This is a genomic window from Micromonospora sp. NPDC049257, from assembly GCF_040678915.1.
GTDB classification, from domain to species: Bacteria; Actinomycetota; Actinomycetes; order Mycobacteriales; family Micromonosporaceae; genus Micromonospora; species Micromonospora antibiotica.
Genome location: NZ_JBFAQU010000035.1, coordinates 41,477 through 59,569, shown reverse-complemented (window position 1 = coordinate 59,569; position 18,093 = coordinate 41,477). Strand labels below are relative to the sequence as shown.

The following is an 18,093-nucleotide window of genomic DNA, read 5'->3' as shown; positions in this document are numbered from 1 at the left end:
ACGGAACAACGCCACCTCAACCGCGAACAACGCCGGCTGCGTCCACCCCGTCTGATCCAACACACCACCCGGGTCGGTGAACATCACCTCCCGCAAATCACCACCCAGCAACGACCCGAACGCCACACACACCTCATCCAGAGCCCGCGCGAACACCGGGAAAGCCGCCGCCAGCTCACGACCCATCCCCACCCGCTGCGCACCCTGACCGGTGAACAGGACGGCGGTGCGGCCGTGGTCGGCCCGACCGGTCAGGCCGGTGCCGGCGGCGAGGGCGTCGAGACCCGACACCAGTTCAGCCACGTCCGTGCCGACGGCCACGCCACGGCACTCCATCGCGGACCGGCCGGCACCGAGGGTGAACCCGACGTCCACCGGGCGTTCGTCAGTGAGGAAGCCGCGCAACCGGTCGGCCTGCGCGGCCAGTGCGTCCGTCGACCGCCCGGACAGTGGCCAGAGCAGCACCGGCGGCTCGGTGGCGACGGGCACGGCCGAGCCGGTGGCCGCGGTCGGGGTGGGGGGTTCAGCCGGGTCGGTGGGCTCGACCGGGGGTGCCTGTTCCAGCACCACGTGGGCGTTGGTGCCACTGAGGCCGAACGACGACACGGCCGCCCGTCGGGGTCGCCCGGTGTCCGGCCACTCGACGGCGTCGGTGAGCAGCCGTACGTCGCCGGCCGTCCAGTCGACGTGCGGGGTGGGCCGGTCGACGTGCAGGGTGCGGGGCAGTACGCCGTACCGCATCGCCAGCACCATCTTGATCACCCCGGCGACCCCGGCGGCGGCCTGGGTGTGGCCCAGGTTCGACTTCACCGAGCCCAGCCAGAGCGGCTGCTCCCGGTCCTGGCCGTAGGTGGCGAGGATCGCCTGCGCCTCGATCGGGTCACCGAGCCGGGTGCCGGTGCCGTGCGCCTCGACGGCGTCCACCTGGTCGGCGGTGAGCCGGGCGTTGGCCAACGCGTCGGCGATGACCCGGCGCTGCGACGGACCGTTGGGGGCGGTGAGACCGCTGCTGGCACCGTCCTGGTTGACCGCGGTGCCGCGGACCACGGCCAGCACCCGGTGCCCGTGCCGTTGGGCGTCGCTGAGCCGCTCGACCAGCAGCACCCCGACGCCCTCGGCCCAGCCGGTGCCGTCGGCGGCGGCGGCGAACGGCTTGCACCGGCCGTCGGCGGCCAGGCCCCGCTGGCGGCTGAAGTCGACGAACGTCTCAGGCGTGGCCATCACCGTCACGCCGCCGGCCAACGCCAGCGTGCACTCCTCGCGGCGCAGCGACTGGATCGCCAGGTGCAGCGCGACCAGTGACGAGGAGCAGGCGGTGTCGACGGTGATCGCCGGGCCTTCGAGGCCCAGCACGTAGGCGACCCGGCCGGAGAAGATGCTGCCGGTGTTGCCGTTGCCGATGAAACCCTCCAGCTCGGCGGGCACCACCGGCAGCCGGCTGGAATAGTCGTGGTACATCAGCCCGGCGAACACGCCGGTACGGCTGCCGCGCACCGAGGCGGGGGCGATACCGGCCGATTCGAACGCCTCCCAGGACGCCTCCAGCAGCAGCCGCTGCTGCGGGTCCATGGCGATCGCCTCACGCGGGGAAATGCCGAAGAACTCCGGATCGAAAAGGGCGGCGTCGGAAAGGAAACCGCCGGTCTTCGCGTACGTCTTACCGGCCTTGGAATCGTCGGGATCGTAGATGTCCTCGACGTTCCAGCCCCGGTCGTCGGGAAAGTCGGAGACCGCGTCGGTCCCGTCTGCCAGGAGCCGCCACAACGCGGCCGGGCCATCCACACCACCCGGGAAGCGGCAGCTCATACCGACGATCGCGATCGGGTCGTACTCCCGGCGCTCGGCCTGACGCAACTGCCGACGGGCCTCACGCAGATCCGTGGTGGCCCGCTTCAGGTACCCGAGAAGCTTCTCCTCGTTCTCCATCTACGTCTCCCGCCACTAGCCCCAGCCGGGCAGACCCGGGTCAATATCGACTCACGGGTCAGCGCGGCGGCAATTGTCGAAACAGAGAGCTTCTTCGGGGATTGTTGGTTGTTCGCGATGACCCTACGGCGGCCCGGCGCACCACTAACCCCCTACCGCCCCCAGAGCGCCCCCTAGCCCGCGACGCTCCGACCTCGACCGTGGGTCACCGTCGGCCGGGCCACCCGCGCGGCGGCTGGGGTTGCGGGCCGGGCGACTCCGACCGCGGGCATCGTGGCGGAACGACGGATGGCCCCCCAGCACACGCTGAGGGGCCATCCGTCGCGGGGCTACCGCCGGGCTGCGGTCAGAAGCGGGACCATTTCTGGCTACTCACGCCGAGGCAGTCCCACAGGTGCAGTTTGCCGCCGTTGTTGGGGTTCTGGTCGCGGACGTCGACGCACCGGTTGGCGCTGAGGTTGACCAGGTCCCCGGCGCCGTTGAGGGTGAACCGTTGGGCCGGGTTGCCGTTGCAGGTGACCAGGTTGACCTCAGTGCCGTTGGCGGTGCCGGCCCAGGCGGGGTCCATGCACTTGCCCATCGCGCGTACGGTGCCGTCGGTGGCGAAGGTCCAGGCCTGCGCGGCGGTGGTGTTGCAGTCCCAGATCTGGAGTTTCGCGCCGTCGACCGGGTTGGCGCTCGGGATGTCGACGCATCGGCCGCTCTGCGCGCCCCGCAGCCGGGTGGTGCCGGGCTGCGGGTTGCCGCCGCCGGGGACGTAGCTGGAGACCCGCACGTAGTCCACGAGCATCTGCTGGGGGAACTGGGTGGAGCCGTCGGGGTAGCCGGGCCAGTTGCCGCCCACCGCCACGTTGAGGATCATGAAGAACGGGTGGTCGTAGACCCAGCGGTTGCCGCCGAGCCGGGACGGGTCGACGCGGTGGTACTCGACGCCGTCGAGGTACCAGACGATGAGGTTCGGCTCCCAGTCCACCCGGTAGGTGTGGAAGGTGTCGGCGAGGGGCTGGCCGATGGTACGGCTGCCGGTGATGCCGCCTCCGCCGGAGTAGCCGGGGCCGTGCACGGTGCCGTAGACGGTGTTCGGCTCCCGGCCGATGTTCTCCATGATGTCGATCTCACCGGCGGCGGGCCAGCCGGCGCTGCCCATGTCGTTGCCGAGCATCCAGAACGCCGGCCAGATGCCCTGCCCGCGCGGGATCTTGATGCGGGCCTCGAACCGGCCGTACGCCTGGTTGAAGGTGGCGGCGGTGAGCAGCCGGGCCGAGGTGTACTCGCACCGGCCATAGTGGCACTGGTAGTTGGCCGGGTTCTCCTTGCGGGCGGTGATCACCAGGTTGCCCTGTCCGTCGTGGACGGCGTTGCTGGTGCTGTTGGTGTAGTACTGCCGCTCGTTGTTGCCCCAGCCACCGCCGCCGATGTCGAAGCGCCACCTGTTCTGGTCGACGGGGGTGCCGGCGGCGGCGTTGAACTCGTCCTGCCAGCTGATGCCGCCGATGGCGGCCGAGGCGGGCTCGGCCTGGGCCGGCAGGACGAGGGCGGCGGCAAGGGTGACCAGGGCGACCGCCGCGCGGGTGAGGGGTCGGGTTGCGAGCACGGGAGGCTCCTCGGGGACGACATCGGGGGCGGGTGGGTTGCGCGCACCGGGGGAGAGCGCTCTCCACGAAGGATGTCGATATGCCGCGCTTCTGTCAAGAATGTTGCCAATTAACTCGGGTGACCACGGGCAGCTCAGGACACCTTCGTAACGAGAATTTCACTCTCAGTAATCAGCGTTTCCGCGCGGTGGGAACGTCGGGGGGCCGACCCGAAGGGGCCCTCAGCCGGGCGCGGATGACTTTCGACCGGGCCCGGGAAACTCCACCGGGGGCCGGATGCGGGCGGGACGCGGTGCGGACCGCCCGCCGCCCGGCCCGGCCGATCAGTGATGCAGCCCGCGCCAGGAGGGGTTGCTGCCGCGCCAGGCGTCGGCGAGGATTACCGCCGCCGCCCGGCTCGGGCACTGCTGCACGCGGGAGCGACCCGACGCCCCGCCGATCTGCGCCTGGACCTCCCAGGCCTCCCCGTCGGTACGGATGTACACGTCCCGCCGCCCGCGCGGGCTCGGGTCACCGTTCCACCAGTGCTCCTCGACCATCATTTGCCGACCGTATAGCAAATCGGCCTCAGGACGTGAGTCACGAATTCGTCGAGATCCCTCACGGACCCGGCCCCGGTCACCCCTGCCGGGGAGTGAGCAGGTAGTCGTCGGCCTCCGCGCTCCAGGCCAACGCGACCTCGCCGGCGGTGGCGGCGGCCTTGCAGAACTGGAGGAAACTGCGGTAGCCGAGCTTCTTCTCACTGAACTCGGGGCGGGCCCGGCGGAGCTGGTTCTTGAGGCCGGAGAGCGCCACCGGGCCGCCGGACCCGGCCAGCTCCGCCACCACGCTGCGGAGCAACGCGAAGGCCACCTCCTGGTCGCCGTGCTCGGGCAGGGACACCTCGGGGTCGCCCTTGGCCGGCCCCTCCGCCAACTCGACGACGTTGTGCCCGGCGAGGTGACGCAGCAGCTCGCCGAAGGTGCGGAACCCGTAGTCGGACTCGCTGAAGGTCGGGTCCTTGCGCAGCAGGGTGCGCTTGAGCCGGGAGGCGGTCACCTCGCCGTCGGAACTGCCCTGGAGGCCGGCCACGGTCTGCGCGACCAGCACGGCGAGCGCGTCCGCGTCGCGGACCGGCTCCTCGGCGGCCGGCGGGCGTTCCGGCTCGGCCTGCTCCTGCTCCACCGTCTCGACCTGCTGCGGCTCCGCCGCACGGGCCGGCCGGCCCCGCCGGGCCCGGACGGGCAGGACGTCGACGCCCTCCAGCCGGTCGTAGTAGAGGAACTCGTCGCAGGCGGGCGGGAGCAGCGCCGAGGTGGACTTCTCCACCCCGACCCCGATGACCCGTTTGTTGAGTTCGCGAAGTTTGTGCACCAGCGGGGTGAAATCACTGTCCCCCGTGCAGATCACGAAGGTGGAGATGTAGCCGCGCTCGAAGGCCAGCTCCACCGCGTCGACCGCCATCTTGATGTCGGCGGCGTTCTTGCGGGACGCACCCATCCGCTGGGGGATCTCGATCAGCTCGACGTGCGAGCGGGTGAGCATCCGACGGTCCTCGTCGAAGTACGACCAGTCGGCGTACGCCCGCCGCACCACCACCCGACCCCGCTCCGCCAGGGCGTCGGCGATCGGGCGGAAGTCGAAGGCCCGCCCGCCATGGTGGTCCCGCGCGCCCAGCGCGAGGTTCTCGTAGTCGAGAAACAGCGCGATCCGATCCTCTTGATCCACGCCACCACCCTAATCCCGCCCCCTCCCCCCACCACGCCCGCCACGTCGCAGCACCCCGCCAACTCCCGGTGATCAAGAGGAAAACGTCACCCGACGAGCGGTTCCTGACGCATTCCTCTTGATCACCGGGACGCTCCGGGCGGGGCGGGGGGCTCCGGGCGGGGCCGGAGGCCCCCGGGGGGAGGGGGAGGGAGGGGGTTAGGGGGTTCGGTTTTCGGCTAGGGCCTTGATGCCGTCGAGGACGGACTCGATGTGGGAGCGGAGTTGGCCGAGGCGGGACTCGACGATCTGCTCCTCGTGCTCGGGGGCCTGGTCGATCACCAGGCTGAGGCCGGACCGGCCCGGACCGACCTGGGCGGTCTGCCGCAGCCGGGTGCCGGCGCCCTCCGGTTCCAGCTCGAAACGCCAGGTGGCCGCCGGGGACGACACGTCGGCCCGGCCGGCGCCGTCCGGGCCGGCGAACGCGCCGTCCACGTCCGTGACGACCCACCCGAAGACCCGCTCCTGGTCCAGCTCGGTGACGTACGACGCGGTCCGCCACTCACCGATGCGTGGATGGCTGTTGTAGCCGAGGAAGCTGGCCCCCTTGGCCAGGCCGTTGGTGTCGTCGAGCCACTCCACCCGCTGCAACTCCGGGCTCAGCCGGGCCGGCAGGTGGATGTCGGTCACCAGTTCCCAGACCCGGGACGGAATCGCCTCGACGTAGACCTCGTAGGTCACGCCCGGTCCATCGGCATAACGCAAAACGGCCACCTTCACGATCGAAGATCCGGCTCGCCGGATCACCCCACAGTCCGATCGACGATAATGCATGTGAGCAAGGGGTGGCAGGGGTGGCCGACGCTCAGGCGGTCACCGGCGGCAGCGGGCGGCCCCGCTCCGGTCGAGCGGGGCCGCCCCGGCGTCACCGGTCGACACCGGCTGCCGGCGGGGTGGCCATCTTGTGGTTCTGCCCCGGGACCCGGAAGTGGTGGAAGCTGACGGTGGCGCTGACCTCCAGCGCCTGCACCCAGTGCCACCAGCCCACCGGCACGAACAACAGCTGCCCCGGTTCCAGCACCACGTCGAGCACCGTCGCCTCGGCGAACCGGGGATGCCGGGTGAGGTCCGGGTCCGCCGCGTCGACCGCGCTGAACGTGCCGCCGCGCGGATAGACCAGGTGCCGCTCGTACGACGGGACCAGCCGGACGTGCTTGCGGCCGAGCACCTGGCCGAGCAGCACCGAACTGTTGTCCACGTGCAGCGGGGTCACCGTGCCGGCCGGCCCGAGCAGCAGGTGCCCGAGCCCGGACGGGTCCACGATCCCCTCCGGCGCCCGGATGTCGGCGGCGAGCGGGCGCAGCGCCCCGGACCAGTTCTCGTTGCGCGGCACCATGTAGTAGTCGTTGGTGCGCCGGCCCGAGCCGAGCAGCGCCAGGTAGTCGCGGAACGGCATGCTGGTGCGGTGCCGGTCGTACTGCCAGGCGTGGTCGGGGTTGGCCTCCCGCCCGGTCATCACCTCGACCACGGCGTCGCCGCAGGCCGCCGCCAGGCCGGAAAGCGTCCAGCCGAGGGCGGGCCAGTCGGCCATCAGGCCATCGAGCACGACCGGCCGGTTGCCGAAGTAGTAGCGGGAGAAGAACTCGGCGGGGTCGAGGTCCGCACGCCGTTCCAGGGTCCGACCTCCGTCGCTGTCGCGCAGCGTCCGGTACGTGTCGAGCACCGACTCCAGCCAGTCGTAGCGCAGCGCGAGCCGGCGGCACACCGCGAGGTACGGGTGGTCGGCCAGGTCCCGCAGCTCGGCGTCGACGGCTTCGGGGTCGGCGGACCCGGCGACGGCGGCGGCCCGCACCTGCGGCACCGACGCGCCCATGGCGAGGTTCTCGACGAGCCACTCCCGCCAGGCGGGGTCGAGTCGGGGCGGGACGAGCGTGGTCATGCCCCGGCCGCCGGGACGAGGGTGAGCCGGGGCGGGCGGACCGCCTCCTGGCAGGTCGGGTACGAGTTCTTCACGTGGGCGGGGATGTGGTCCGGCGGCGGGGTGAGCTGCAGTTCGCGGGCGTACTCCTGGCAGTTGACGTAGGAGTTCTTGACGTGGGCGGGGATGTGGTCCGGTGGCGGGGTGAGCCGCGCCTCGCGGGCGTACTCCTCGCAGTTGACGTAGGAACCCTTGACGTGGGCGGGGAAGTGGTCCGGAACGTTGGTCATGGGCCCAGTCAACGGGCCGCCACGTCCCGGCCACCAGGGACCGCCGTCCCGGTCGCCCGGGACGTTCCCGCAGGTCATGGGTAGACTCCGGCCGGAAACGATCATCGGAAGGGCCCATGACGAAAAGCTACGAGCTGCCGCTGCTGGTGTTGACCGCGGCGACCGGGGCGGTCGACGGCGTGAGCTACCTCGCGCTGGACCGGGTCTTCACCGGCAACATGACCGGCAACGTGCTCTTCATCGGTTTCGGGCTGGCCGGGGTGTCCGGCCTGCCGGTGCTCAACAACCTGGTGGCGCTGCTGGCGTTCATGCTCGGCGCGGTGCTCGCCGCCCGGTTGACCCGGCGCTCGTCGGGGCCGGCGGCGCTGCCCGCCGCCGGGCTGGCCATCCTGGTCGGCGGCAGTGTGCTGACCCTCGCCCTGGCCGGGCTCTGGCTCGCCACCGGCCCACCGACGCACGGGGTGATGCTGACCGTCACCGGGCTGCTCGCCCTGGTGCTCGGCGCGCAGGCCGCAGCGGTCAAGCACATCGGTATCCGGGACCTCTCCACGGTCGTGGTGACCATGACCATGGTGAACCTCTCCACCGACAGCCGGGCCGCCGGCGGTCCGGGTACGGCCTGGCTGCGCCGGTTCGGGGCGATCACCACGATGGGGCTGGGCGCGTTCGTCTCCGCGGTGCTGACGTTGCGGGTGAACGGGGCGGTGGCGCTGGTCGTGGCCGGGGCGTTGTTGACCGTCGGCACGGCGCTGATCGCGGTGATCCGCCGCCGCGAGGTGGCCGCGACGGCGACTGTCGACGCCTGACCCCCGCGACCTGCGGCGGGTGCCGCGCCACCACCGGCACGGGCGGGGAGGACCAAAAACTTTTGTGGGGTTCCTACAACGGTCACCGCTCAGGGTTCGGTGATTACGACATGGCGCTACCGGCCGGCAGCCGGAAGGGTGATCGCTGTCGGGGGTCGATGCCTTGCGGCGCGTACTCGTGGATCTACCGGAGGAGTCGGTCGGGTGTTCAGCCGTGTCGCCATCGTCAACCGGGGTGAGGCCGCGATGCGCCTCATTCACGCGGTCCGAGAGCTGGCCGCGCAGACCGACACGCGGATCGAAACCGTGGCCCTCTATACCGACGTCGACCGTACCGCGACATTCGTCCGCGAGGCCGACGTCGCCTACGACCTCGGTCCCGCCTCCGCCCGGCCGTACCTCGACCTCAAGAAGCTGGAGCACGCCCTGGTCGAGACCGGGGCCGACGCCGCCTGGGTCGGGTGGGGTTTCGTCGCCGAGGACCCGGCCTTCGCGGAGCTGTGCGAGAAGATCGGGGTGACCTTCGTCGGGCCGAGCCCGGACGCGATGCGCAAGCTCGGCGACAAGATCGGCGCGAAGCTGATCGCCGAGGAGGTCGGCGTGCCGGTCGCGCCGTGGAGCCGGGGCGCGGTGGAGACCCTGGAGGCGGCGATCACCGCCGCCGCCGAGATCGGCTACCCGCTGATGCTCAAGGCGACCGCCGGTGGTGGCGGGCGGGGCATCCGCGTCGTCACCAGCGACGCCGAGCTGGCCGACGCCTACCAGCGCACCAGCCAGGAGGCGGCCCGCGCCTTCGGCAGCGGCATCGTGTTCCTGGAGCGCCTGGTCACCGGCGCCCGGCACGTCGAGGTCCAGGTGATCGCGGACGGTCAGGGCACCGCCTGGGCGCTCGGCGTACGCGACTGCTCGGTGCAGCGGCGCAACCAGAAGGTCATCGAGGAGTCCGCCTCCCCGGTGCTCAGCCCGGAGCAGGCCGTCGAGCTCAAGACGTCAGCCGAACGGCTGGCCGTCGCGGTCGGCTACCGGGGCGCGGCGACCGTCGAGTTCCTCTACCACCCGGGTGACCGGTTGTTCGCCTTCCTGGAGGTCAACACCCGGCTCCAGGTGGAGCACCCGATCACCGAGCTGACCACCGGTTTCGACCTGGTCAAGGCGCAGCTGCACGTCGCGGCGGGCGGCCGGCTCGACGGGGTGCCGCCGCTGGAGCGCGGGCACGCCATCGAGGCCCGGCTCAACGCCGAGGACCCGGACCGCGACTTCGCGCCCGCCCCCGGCCGGATCGCCCGGCTGGACCTGCCCGCCGGGCCCGGCATCCGGGTGGACACCGGGGTCAGCGAGGGCGACACCATCCCGGCCGACTTCGACTCGATGATCGCGAAGATCATCGCCTACGGGCGGGACCGCGACGAGGCGCTCGGCCGGCTGCGGCGGGCGATGGCCAACACCACCGTGATCATCGAGGGCGGCGCGACCAACAAGAGCTTCGTGCTCGACCTGCTCGACCAGCCCGAGGTGATCGACGCCAGCGCCGACACCGGCTGGATCGACCGGGTACGCGCCGAGGGCCGGCTCGTCTCGCACCGGCACTCCGCCGTCGCGCTCGCCGCCGCCGCGATCGAGGCGTACGAGGAGCAGGAACGCGCCGAGCAGCAGCGGCTGCTGTCGACGGCGTTCGGCGGGCGTCCCCAGGTGCAGCACGTCAGCGGCCGGCCGTTGGACCTCAAACTGCGCGGCGTGGGCTACCGGATGCGGGTGGCCCGGGTCGGCGCGCACCGGTTCCGGGTCGGTATCGAGGCCGGTGGCGACGTGCACACCGCCGACGTCGAGCTGGACCGGTTCGACCGGCACACCGGGCAGATCGCCGTCAACGGTGCCCGGTACCGGCTGCTCACCGGCACCCACGGCGCGATCCACCTGGTCGAGGTCGACGGCGTGACCCACCGGGTCGGCCGCGACGAGGGCGGCGTGGTCCGCTCCCCGATGCCGGCGCTGGTCGTCGCGACGCCGGTGGAGGTGGGTGCCGAGGTCGAGGCGGGCGCACCGGTGCTGGTGCTGGAGGCGATGAAGATGGAGACGGTGCTGCGGGCACCGTTCCGGGCCCGGCTCAGGGAGTGCGGCGTCTCCGTCGGCAGCCAGGTGGAGGCCGGCGCGGCGCTGCTGCGGCTGGAGCCCCTCGCCGACGACTCCGACGACACCCCGGACGCCCCCACCGCCGCTCCCGTCGCCCTGGACCTTCCCGTCGCGCCCGACCAGGCCCCGGCGGTCGAGCGGTCCCGGCGCGGCCAGGAGGACCTCCGTGGTCTGCTGCTGGGTTTCGACGTGGACCCGCACGACGACGGCCGGGTGCTCGACGAGTACCTCGCCGCACGGCGGGCCGCCATCGAGGACGGCCACCGTCCGCTGGCCGAGGAGATCGACCTCGTCGACGTCTTCGCCGACCTCGCCGAGCTGACCCGCAACCGGCTGACCGGTGAGGACGTCAGCGGGGACAACCACGTCCCCAGCGCCCGCGAGTATTTCCACACCTACCTGCAGAGCCTCGACGTCGAGCGGGCCGGGCTGCCGGCGCCCTTCCAGGCCAAGCTGGCCAAGGCCCTCGGCCACTACGGCGTCACCGAGCTGGACCGCTCCCCCGCTCTCGAAGCCGCCGTGTTCCGCATCTTCCTGGCCCAGCAGCGGGCCTCCGCCGACGCCACGGTCGTCGCGACGCTGCTGCGCTCCTGGCTGCGCGAGCCCCCGCCGGACGCGGTGCTGCGTGAGCCCGCCGGTCTCGCGTTGGAGCGGCTGGTGGCGGCGACGCAGGTGCGTTTCCCGGTCGTCGCCGACCTGGCGCGCGGCGTGGTGTTCGCCTGGTTCGCCCAGCCGCTGCTGCTGCGCAACCGCGCCCGGCTGTACGCCTCGGTCCGCCGCCACCTGCGGCACCTGGACGCGCACCCGGACGCAGCGGACCGAGCCGAGCGGGTCGCGGAGATGGTCCGCAGCACCGAACCCCTGGTCCGGGTGCTCGGCCAGCGGCTCGTCCGGGACCACCTCGACAACGCGGTGATGCTGGAGGTGCTGACCCGGCGGTACTACGGCAACAAGGGTCTCGCCGACGTCCGCACCCGCCAGGTCGCCGACTGCACGTTCGTGGTGGCCGAGCGGGCCGACTCCAGCCTGCTCTCCGCCGCCGTACGCTTCGACGCGTTGGGCGACGCGCTGCGCGGGCTCGCCGAGCTGGCCGGGGACGGCTCCGCCGTCGACGCCGACATCTACCTCGGCTGGGAGAACCAGCCGGAGGACTTCGACGCGATGGCCGCCGCGCTGCTGGAGGTCGTCAACGCGCACCCGCTGCCGGCCCAGGTCCGTCGGCTCACCACCACCGTCGCCGGGCGTGGCGGCGCGGTGATGCACCACCACTTCACGTTCCGCCCGTCGAGCACGGGGATGAGCGAGGAGCGGCTGATCCGGGGCCTGCACCCGTACATCGCGCAGCGGATGCAGTTGGAGCGGCTGCGCAAGTTCGACCTGACCCGGCTGCCGTCGTCGGACGAGGAGGTCTACCTCTTCCAGGCCGTCGCCCGGGAGAACCCGTCCGACGAGCGGCTCGTCGCGTTCGCCCAGGTGCGTGACCTGACGGCGCTGCGCGAGCACGACGGTCGGCTGGTCGCCCTGCCCACGGCCGAGGACATCGTCGCCACCTGCCTGGACTCGATCCGTCGGGCGCAGACCCGCCGCCCGTCCAAGACCCGCTTCAACACCAACCGGATCGTCATCTACGTCTGGCCGCCGAGCGACCTGACCCGTGAGGAGATGGAGATGATCGCCGGGCGGGTCCGCCCGACGACCGTCGGCGCGGGGCTGGAGGAGATCCTGTTCATCGCGCGCCAGCGCGACCGCCGCACCGGTGAGCTGACCAAGATCGCGGTACGGATCTCGTTCGACGCCACCGGTGGGGCCGAGCTGAGCATGGGTGAGCCGCCGGCCGACCCGGTCGAGCCGCTCGACGACTACCGGCTGAAGGTGCTGCGGGCCAGCAGCCGCAACACGGTCTACCCGTACGAGTTGACCGGGATGCTCGGCCAGTTCGTCGAGCACGACCTCGACGACGAGCACGCGCTGGCGCCGGTGGACCGGCCCCGGGGGCGCAACACGGCGGCGATCGTCGCGGGGGTGGTCACCACGCCGACCCCGCGGCACCCGCAGGGCGTCACCCGGGTGGTGCTGCTGGGCGACCCGACCAAGTCGCTCGGCGCGCTCTCCGAGGCCGAGTGCCGGCGGGTGATCGCCGCCCTGGATCTGGCGGAGCGGCTCCAGGTGCCGCTGGAGTGGTACGCCCTGTCGGCCGGTGCCCGGATCTCGATGACGTCGGGCACCGAGAACATGGACTGGGTGGCGGCGGCGCTCAAGCGGATCGTCGAGTTCACCCAGGACGGCGGCGAGATCAACATCGTGGTCGCGGGGATCAACGTGGGCGCCCAGCCGTACTGGAACGCCGAGGCGACGATGCTCATGCACACCCGGGGCATCCTGGTGATGACGCCGGAGGCCGCGATGGTGCTCACCGGCAAGCAGTCGCTGGACTTCTCCGGTGGGGTCTCCGCCGAGGACAACTTCGGCATCGGCGGCTACGACCGGGTGATGGGCCCCAACGGGCAGGCGCAGTACTGGGCGCCCAACCTGACGGCGGCCCGGGACGTGCTGATGTCGTACTACGACCACACGTACGTCGCGCCCGGGGAGGACGCCCCGCGTCGGGCGACCACCGCCGACCCGGCCGACCGGGACGTCTCCGCCTTCCCGCACACCGTGGCGGGCAGCGACTTCACCACCGTCGGCGAGATCTTCTCCGCCACGGCGAACCCGGACCGCAAGAAGCCGTTCGACATCCGTACGGTGATGCGGGCGCTGTCCGACCAGGACCACCCGGTGCTGGAGCGGTGGGCGGGCATGGCCGACGCGGAGACCGCGGTGGTGCAGGACGTCCACCTCGGTGGCATCCCGGTCTGCCTGCTCGGCATCGAGTCGCGGTCGGTGCCCCGCCGGGGCTTCCCGCCCACCGACGGCCCGGACACCTACACCGCGGGCACCCTGTTCCCGCGCTCGTCCAAGAAGGCCGCGCGGGCGATCAACGCGGCCAGCGGCAACCGGCCGCTGGTGGTGCTGGCGAACCTGTCGGGCTTCGACGGCTCACCCGAGTCGATGCGCAAACTGCAACTGGAGTACGGGGCCGAGATCGGCCGGGCGATCGTCAACTTCCGCGGTCCGATCGTGTTCTGCGTGATCTCCCGCTATCACGGCGGGGCGTTCGTGGTCTTCTCCAAGGCGCTGAACCCGAACATGACGGTGCTGGCACTGGAGGGCTCGTTCGCCTCGGTGCTCGGCGGCGCCCCGGCGGCGGCGGTGGTGTTCTCCGGCGACGTCAACGCCCGTACCGCTGCCGACCTGCGGGTGCGCGACCTGGAGGCGCGGGTCGCGGCGGCCACCGGCACCGAGCGGGCGGCGCTGACCGCGGAACTCGACGAGACCCGCGCGGCGGTCCGCGCGGAGAAGCTCGGCGAGGTGGCGGCGGAGTTCGACCGGGTGCACAACATCCAGCGGGCGGTGGAGGTCGGCTCGGTCGACGCGGTGATCCGGGCCGCCGAACTGCGCCCCCGCATCATCGAGGCGATCGAGTCCCGACTGCGGTGACGCCGACCGGCGGGGTCCGGTGGGCCCCGCCGGTCGGCTGACCGGTCGGCCGAGCCGGCGGTGTGGCGGTCGCTGACCGACCCGCCCGGGTGACGTCGTCAGGTCCGGTATGGCGGTCGCTGGTCGATCCGGCGGGGTGACGTCGCCAGTCCGGGGTGGCGGTCGCTGGTCGACCCGGCGGTGGCGGTCGCCGGTCCGGGCGGGCCTACCGACGGGCCGCAGCTGCGGCCCGAACTGCCGGAGCCGACCGGCCTGGGAGTGGTTGTCGTGGACAGCGTTATGCCGCAGCGTCATGAATATGACGCTGCGGCATAACGCTGTCTGCGCATCCTGACGTCGGGACGGGACGGGGACGCCGCCGCAGTGAGGAGCGGCAGGCAGCAGAGCAGCCGGCCGCCGGGGACACCTGGCGGCGGAGGCAGCGCCCGGACCGGACGCCGAGCGCCGGCACCCAGACAGCCCGTCGGGACCGGTCGGAGCGCAGCCCGGCAGGCCGACCCGAGCGCAGCCGGCCGACGAGCGACCGGTGCGCAGGCGTCAACGCGTGGCGGGTGCCCCGGCGTCGGCCAGCAGCCGCTGGCGCATCAGGAACTTGCGGACCTTGCCCGTCGGGCCCATCACCACACCGTCGTCGGGCACGGTGACCACCCGCCGCAGCGTCCCGCCGACCACGGGGCCGAGCGCGGTGCGGACCTGGTCGGCGCGGTCGAGCGCCGGATCGGCGTCGTCGGCGAGCAGGAGCAGCACCTCGGTGACGATGCGGTCGTCGTCCTCCCGGACCGCGATGACAGTGCAGTCGCGCACGTCCGGGCAGTGCTTCAGGACGCGCTCCTCGGACAGCGCCGTGTAAAGCCAGTTGCCGTCGCCCAGGTCGACGGCGTCGCTGGCCCGGTCGACGTGGTGGTAGTTGCCCTCCGGGTCGCGGTACATCAGGTCACCGGTCAGGTAGTAGCCGTTGAGCCGGGTACGGAAGGTGTTGACCGAGTCGTTCCAGTACCCGATCGCCAGCGTCGGCGACTTGAGCCCGACGTGGCCCACCTCCCCCTCGGCGACCTCCTCGCCCGTCACCACGTCGAGCAGGGCGATCTGCGCGAACGGGTACGGCTTGCCGACGCAACGGTCGTAGCGGTCACTGCCGAGGCGGTGGCTGATCCGGAACGCGCCGTGGCCCATCTCGGTGGAGCCGAGCATGTCGACGAACTTCGAACCGGGCACGTCCACCATGCCCTGCCGGGTGTACGCCGGGTGGCTGCCGACGGCCACCAGCCGCCGGATGTGCGACTCGTGGGCGCAGTCGCCGGTGTTGAACCAGTTGCGCACCGAACTCAGGTCGCGGGCGGTCAGGTCGTGGCGGGCCAGCTCCGACCAGGTCACCGCGAAACCGAAGACGCCGGTCGGCCGCCAGCGTTCGATGGCGTCGAGGATCGTCTCGGCGCTGCGCGCGAACGGGCCACCCTGCGCCGACAGGTAGAGCAGCTGGTAGCCGTTGCAGAGCGCCTGGTTGACGGTGATGATGCCGGCGGTGTGCGCGGCCGGCAGGACGGACAGCTCCCGTACCTCACCGTAGGGGCGGGACTCGGTGAGCCGGACCGCCCGGATGGCGGCGAACAGCCCGTGGTGCGAGTGGACGATCGCGGCCGGCACCCGGGTGGTCCCCGACGAGTGGGTGATGGCGACCGGGTCCTCGGGGTGGTGGCGGTAGTGCGGTGGGGCCTGGTCGGGGTCGCCGGTGCCGGTCTCCGCGGCGTCGCCGAGGATCGGCACCCCGAGGTCGTGCTCACGCAGCGCGGCATGGTCGGCGTCGACGACGACCCCGACGCCGCGTAGCCGCCTGATGAACTCGGCCGCCAACTCGATCGGCATGTTGCCGTTCATCAGGGCCGGGATCGCACCGAGCCGGTTGAGGGCCAGGAAGTTGAGGAACACGTCGGGCGCGGACGTCACGTAGACCGCGACCGGGTCACGCCGGCCGATGCCGCGCCGCCGGAACCAGTCGGCGCGGGCGGCGACCCGCTCGGTCAGGGTGGCCAGCGACAGCGGCGTCCAGGCGGGGATCCCGTCCACGTCGACGTCGAAGGTCACCCGGGGCAGGTCCGGGTCGGCACCGTGTTCGGCCAGCCGGAGCAGGACGTTTCCGGCCCCCAGCTCCATGTCGGCCGCCAGGGTCGCCCGGAAGTTGTCGGCACCCAACGAGTTGTCTCCTCACCTGACACGCTCACGGTCACCGCACCTCGGCGCGACGGCCGATCTGGGACACGCTCAGGCTAGAGCGCGGACCACCGGCAGACAATGGCCAACATCAATTTCGGGTACGACCACGGCGGTGACCGCCCGTGCCGCCCGGCCGGTTTGCGGCAGCCTGTCAGGAGACCTCACGGTTGAACAGGTGCGACGACCAGACCAGGCTGACCGCCGCCAACCCGATCATGATGAGCGCACCCTGCCAGACCACGGGTTGGCCGATCTGACCGTTGAACAGCGCCCGCATGCCGTTGGTGGCCCAGGCGAACGGGTTCCAGACCGCGACCTGCTGGATCCACAGCGGGGCCAGCACCAGCGGGATGAGCACCCCGGCGAGCAGCGAGATCGGCTGGCCGACGGTGTTCACCAGCACACCGAGGCTGTTCTCGTTGCGCACCAGCAGCGCGATGTCGTACGAGATCGAGGTGCTCAGCAGCACCATCACCGACAGCAACGCGTAGGAGATGAGCAGGTTGCCCAGGTGCACCCGCAGCCCGAACGGCAACGCCACCAGCGTGATGATCACCGCCTGCACCACGTTCAGGCAGACGTGCATCAGGGCCCGGCCCAGCAGCAGCGCCGTGCGGCTGACCGGGGTCACCCGGCACCGGTCGATGATGCCGGCACGCAGGGCACTGAGCAGCCCGTAGCCGGCGAACAGCCCACCGAACAGGCCCATCGCCACGAACAGTCCGGGCACGTAGATGCGGTACGCGTCCGCGTACGAGGAGGCGCCCCGGTCGACCATCACCACCTTGAGGAACGGGGCGAACAGCACCAGATAGGTGATCGGCTGGGCCAGGCTGAACGCCACCATCACCGGGTTGCGCACCATCAGGCCGACCTCCTGCTGGAAGATCAGCCAGGTGTCGCGGACCAGTTTCACTGCGGCTCCTCTCGCACCGGTGGTCACTCCTCGAGCGAGCGGCCGGTCTTGGCCAGGAAGACGTCGTCGAGGCTGGGTCGGCGGGCCTCGATCGCCCCGGGCTCGATCCCCCGGCCCAGCAGGGTGCGCATGATCTGCGGGATGGCGGTGGCGGCACTGTCCACATAGAGCCGCAGGGTGCCGTCGACCACCTCGGACGAGTGCACGTAGGGCTGCTCGGTCAGCAGCTTCGTGGCGACCGGCAGGTCATTGTCGGTGACGTCGTCGACCACACCGGCCCGGTTGAGGTCGACCGCGACCACGTCCCCGGAGATCTCCCGCTTGAGATCCGACGGGGTGCCCTCGGCGACGATCAGGCCGCCGTCGATGATGGACACCCGGTCGCACAGGGTGTCGGCCTCGTCGAGGTAGTGCGTGGTGAGGAAGACGGTCATCCCCTCCGCCCGCAGCCGCCGGACCTCCTGCCACATCCGCACCCGGCTGGGCGGGTCCAGCCCGGCGGTCGGCTCGTCGAGGAAGATGACCTGCGGCGAGTGGATCACCCCGAGCGCCACGTCGAGCCGCCGCCGCTGCCCACCCGAGTAGGTCCTGATCCGGCGGTCGGCGAAGTCGCCGAGCTGGAACGCCCCGATCGCCGCCTCGGCCCGGCGCTGCGCCTCGGCCTTGCCGAAGCCGTACAGCCGGGCCTGGAGCACCAGGTCACGGCGGGCGGTCGAGTCGTCGTAGGTGCCACTGGCCTGGGCCACGAAGCCGATCTGCCGGCGGACCTGGGCGGGTGCCCGCAGCAGGTCGACCCCCGCGATCGTCGCCCGACCCCCGTCGGGGCGGATCAGGGTGGCCAGCATCCGCATGGTGGTGGACTTGCCCGCGCCGTTGGGGCCGAGAAAGCCGACGATCTCGCCGCGGGCCACCGCGAAGTCGACCCCGCGCACCGCCTCGACCGTGCCGGCGCTGCGGCCACGCCCGACCCGGTAGGACTTGCGCAGGCCGGTGGCCTCGATCATCGAGCCTCCTCGGGCGGGACGACGCCGGGCCACGGGAGTGTCGACCATGGACGGCGACACCCGTGCGGGTG

At 71.9% G+C, this 18,093-nt stretch carries 12 protein-coding genes; 2 read left to right on the top strand and 10 right to left on the bottom strand.

Features of this window, described 5'->3' with window-relative positions; translation table 11 throughout:
- The 7 genes from AB0K25_RS29545 to AB0K25_RS29515 form a co-directional block, all read right to left on the bottom strand.
- A partial coding sequence (locus tag AB0K25_RS29545) for a type I polyketide synthase (protein ID WP_363823786.1) occupies nucleotides 1-1,926 on the bottom strand: 1,926 nt, incomplete at its 3' end.
- Between the two features lie 346 nt (nucleotides 1,927-2,272).
- Nucleotides 2,273-3,520: a glycoside hydrolase family 16 protein gene (locus AB0K25_RS29540; RefSeq protein WP_307799570.1), complete on the bottom strand. Its 1,248-nt coding sequence runs from the start codon at nucleotides 3,518-3,520 to the stop codon at nucleotides 2,273-2,275.
- Nucleotides 3,521-3,844: 324 nt separating this feature from the next.
- Nucleotides 3,845-4,063: a hypothetical protein gene (locus AB0K25_RS29535; RefSeq protein WP_091251726.1), complete on the bottom strand. Its 219-nt coding sequence runs from the start codon at nucleotides 4,061-4,063 to the stop codon at nucleotides 3,845-3,847.
- Between the two features lie 76 nt (nucleotides 4,064-4,139).
- Nucleotides 4,140-5,228: an NYN domain-containing protein gene (locus AB0K25_RS29530; RefSeq protein WP_219469109.1), complete on the bottom strand. Its 1,089-nt coding sequence runs from the start codon at nucleotides 5,226-5,228 to the stop codon at nucleotides 4,140-4,142.
- 198 nt (nucleotides 5,229-5,426) lie between these two features.
- The gene (locus AB0K25_RS29525; RefSeq protein WP_219469105.1) at nucleotides 5,427-5,948 is read right to left on the bottom strand and encodes an SRPBCC family protein; all 522 of its coding nucleotides are present in this window, start codon (nucleotides 5,946-5,948) and stop codon (nucleotides 5,427-5,429) included.
- Between the two features lie 184 nt (nucleotides 5,949-6,132).
- Entirely contained in the window at nucleotides 6,133-7,146 is a 1,014-nt protein-coding gene (locus tag AB0K25_RS29520; protein ID WP_219469103.1) for a cupin-like domain-containing protein, read from the bottom strand.
- A complete protein-coding gene (locus AB0K25_RS29515; RefSeq protein WP_219469098.1) occupies nucleotides 7,143-7,415 on the bottom strand; it encodes a hypothetical protein in 273 nt (90 codons plus the stop codon). Before AB0K25_RS29515 ends, AB0K25_RS29520 begins: the two co-directional genes overlap by 4 nt.
- A 116-nt stretch (nucleotides 7,416-7,531) precedes the next feature.
- On the opposite strand from AB0K25_RS29515, the gene AB0K25_RS29510 reads away from it, so the two are divergent.
- Both AB0K25_RS29510 and AB0K25_RS29505 read left to right on the top strand, forming a co-directional pair.
- Complete coding sequence (locus AB0K25_RS29510) at nucleotides 7,532-8,221, top strand: YoaK family protein (protein WP_219469095.1); 690 nt, start codon at nucleotides 7,532-7,534, stop codon at nucleotides 8,219-8,221.
- Nucleotides 8,222-8,425: 204 nt separating this feature from the next.
- On the top strand, nucleotides 8,426-13,891 hold the full coding sequence (locus AB0K25_RS29505) for a carboxyl transferase domain-containing protein (RefSeq protein WP_363823783.1): 5,466 nt from the start codon (nucleotides 8,426-8,428) through the stop codon (nucleotides 13,889-13,891).
- A gap of 537 nt (nucleotides 13,892-14,428) precedes the next feature.
- Here the strand turns inward: AB0K25_RS29505 and AB0K25_RS29500 are convergent.
- The 3 genes from AB0K25_RS29500 to AB0K25_RS29490 all read right to left on the bottom strand — a co-directional run bounded on the left by AB0K25_RS29500 (nucleotide 14,429) and on the right by AB0K25_RS29490 (nucleotide 18,022).
- Nucleotides 14,429-16,042, bottom strand: a complete 1,614-nt coding sequence (locus AB0K25_RS29500) for a class I adenylate-forming enzyme family protein (protein WP_219470832.1) — start codon at nucleotides 16,040-16,042, stop codon at nucleotides 14,429-14,431.
- A gap of 211 nt (nucleotides 16,043-16,253) precedes the next feature.
- Nucleotides 16,254-17,018, bottom strand: a complete 765-nt coding sequence (locus AB0K25_RS29495) for an ABC transporter permease (RefSeq protein ID WP_208569117.1) — start codon at nucleotides 17,016-17,018, stop codon at nucleotides 16,254-16,256.
- Nucleotides 17,019-17,041: 23 nt separating this feature from the next.
- Nucleotides 17,042-18,022 carry an ATP-binding cassette domain-containing protein gene (locus AB0K25_RS29490; RefSeq protein WP_208569116.1) on the bottom strand — a complete coding sequence of 327 codons (981 nt, stop codon included), beginning with the start codon at nucleotides 18,020-18,022 and terminating at the stop codon, nucleotides 17,042-17,044.
- Nucleotides 18,023-18,093 lie beyond the last annotated feature (71 nt).

Bases quoted from the DNA above. Each gene is read 5' to 3' on its own strand.
- AB0K25_RS29490 (WP_208569116.1), bottom strand. From the start codon at position 18,022: ATGATCGAGGCCACCGGCCTGCGCAAGTCCTACCGGGTCGGGCGTGGC.
- AB0K25_RS29500 (WP_219470832.1), bottom strand. From the start codon at position 16,042: ATGGAGCTGGGGGCCGGAAACGTCCTGCTCCGGCTGGCCGAACACGGT.
- AB0K25_RS29515 (WP_219469098.1), bottom strand. From the start codon at position 7,415: ATGACCAACGTTCCGGACCACTTCCCCGCCCACGTCAAGGGTTCCTAC.
- AB0K25_RS29510 (WP_219469095.1), top strand. From the start codon at position 7,532: ATGACGAAAAGCTACGAGCTGCCGCTGCTGGTGTTGACCGCGGCGACC.
- AB0K25_RS29535 (WP_091251726.1), bottom strand. From the start codon at position 4,063: ATGATGGTCGAGGAGCACTGGTGGAACGGTGACCCGAGCCCGCGCGGG.
- AB0K25_RS29520 (WP_219469103.1), bottom strand. From the start codon at position 7,146: ATGACCACGCTCGTCCCGCCCCGACTCGACCCCGCCTGGCGGGAGTGG.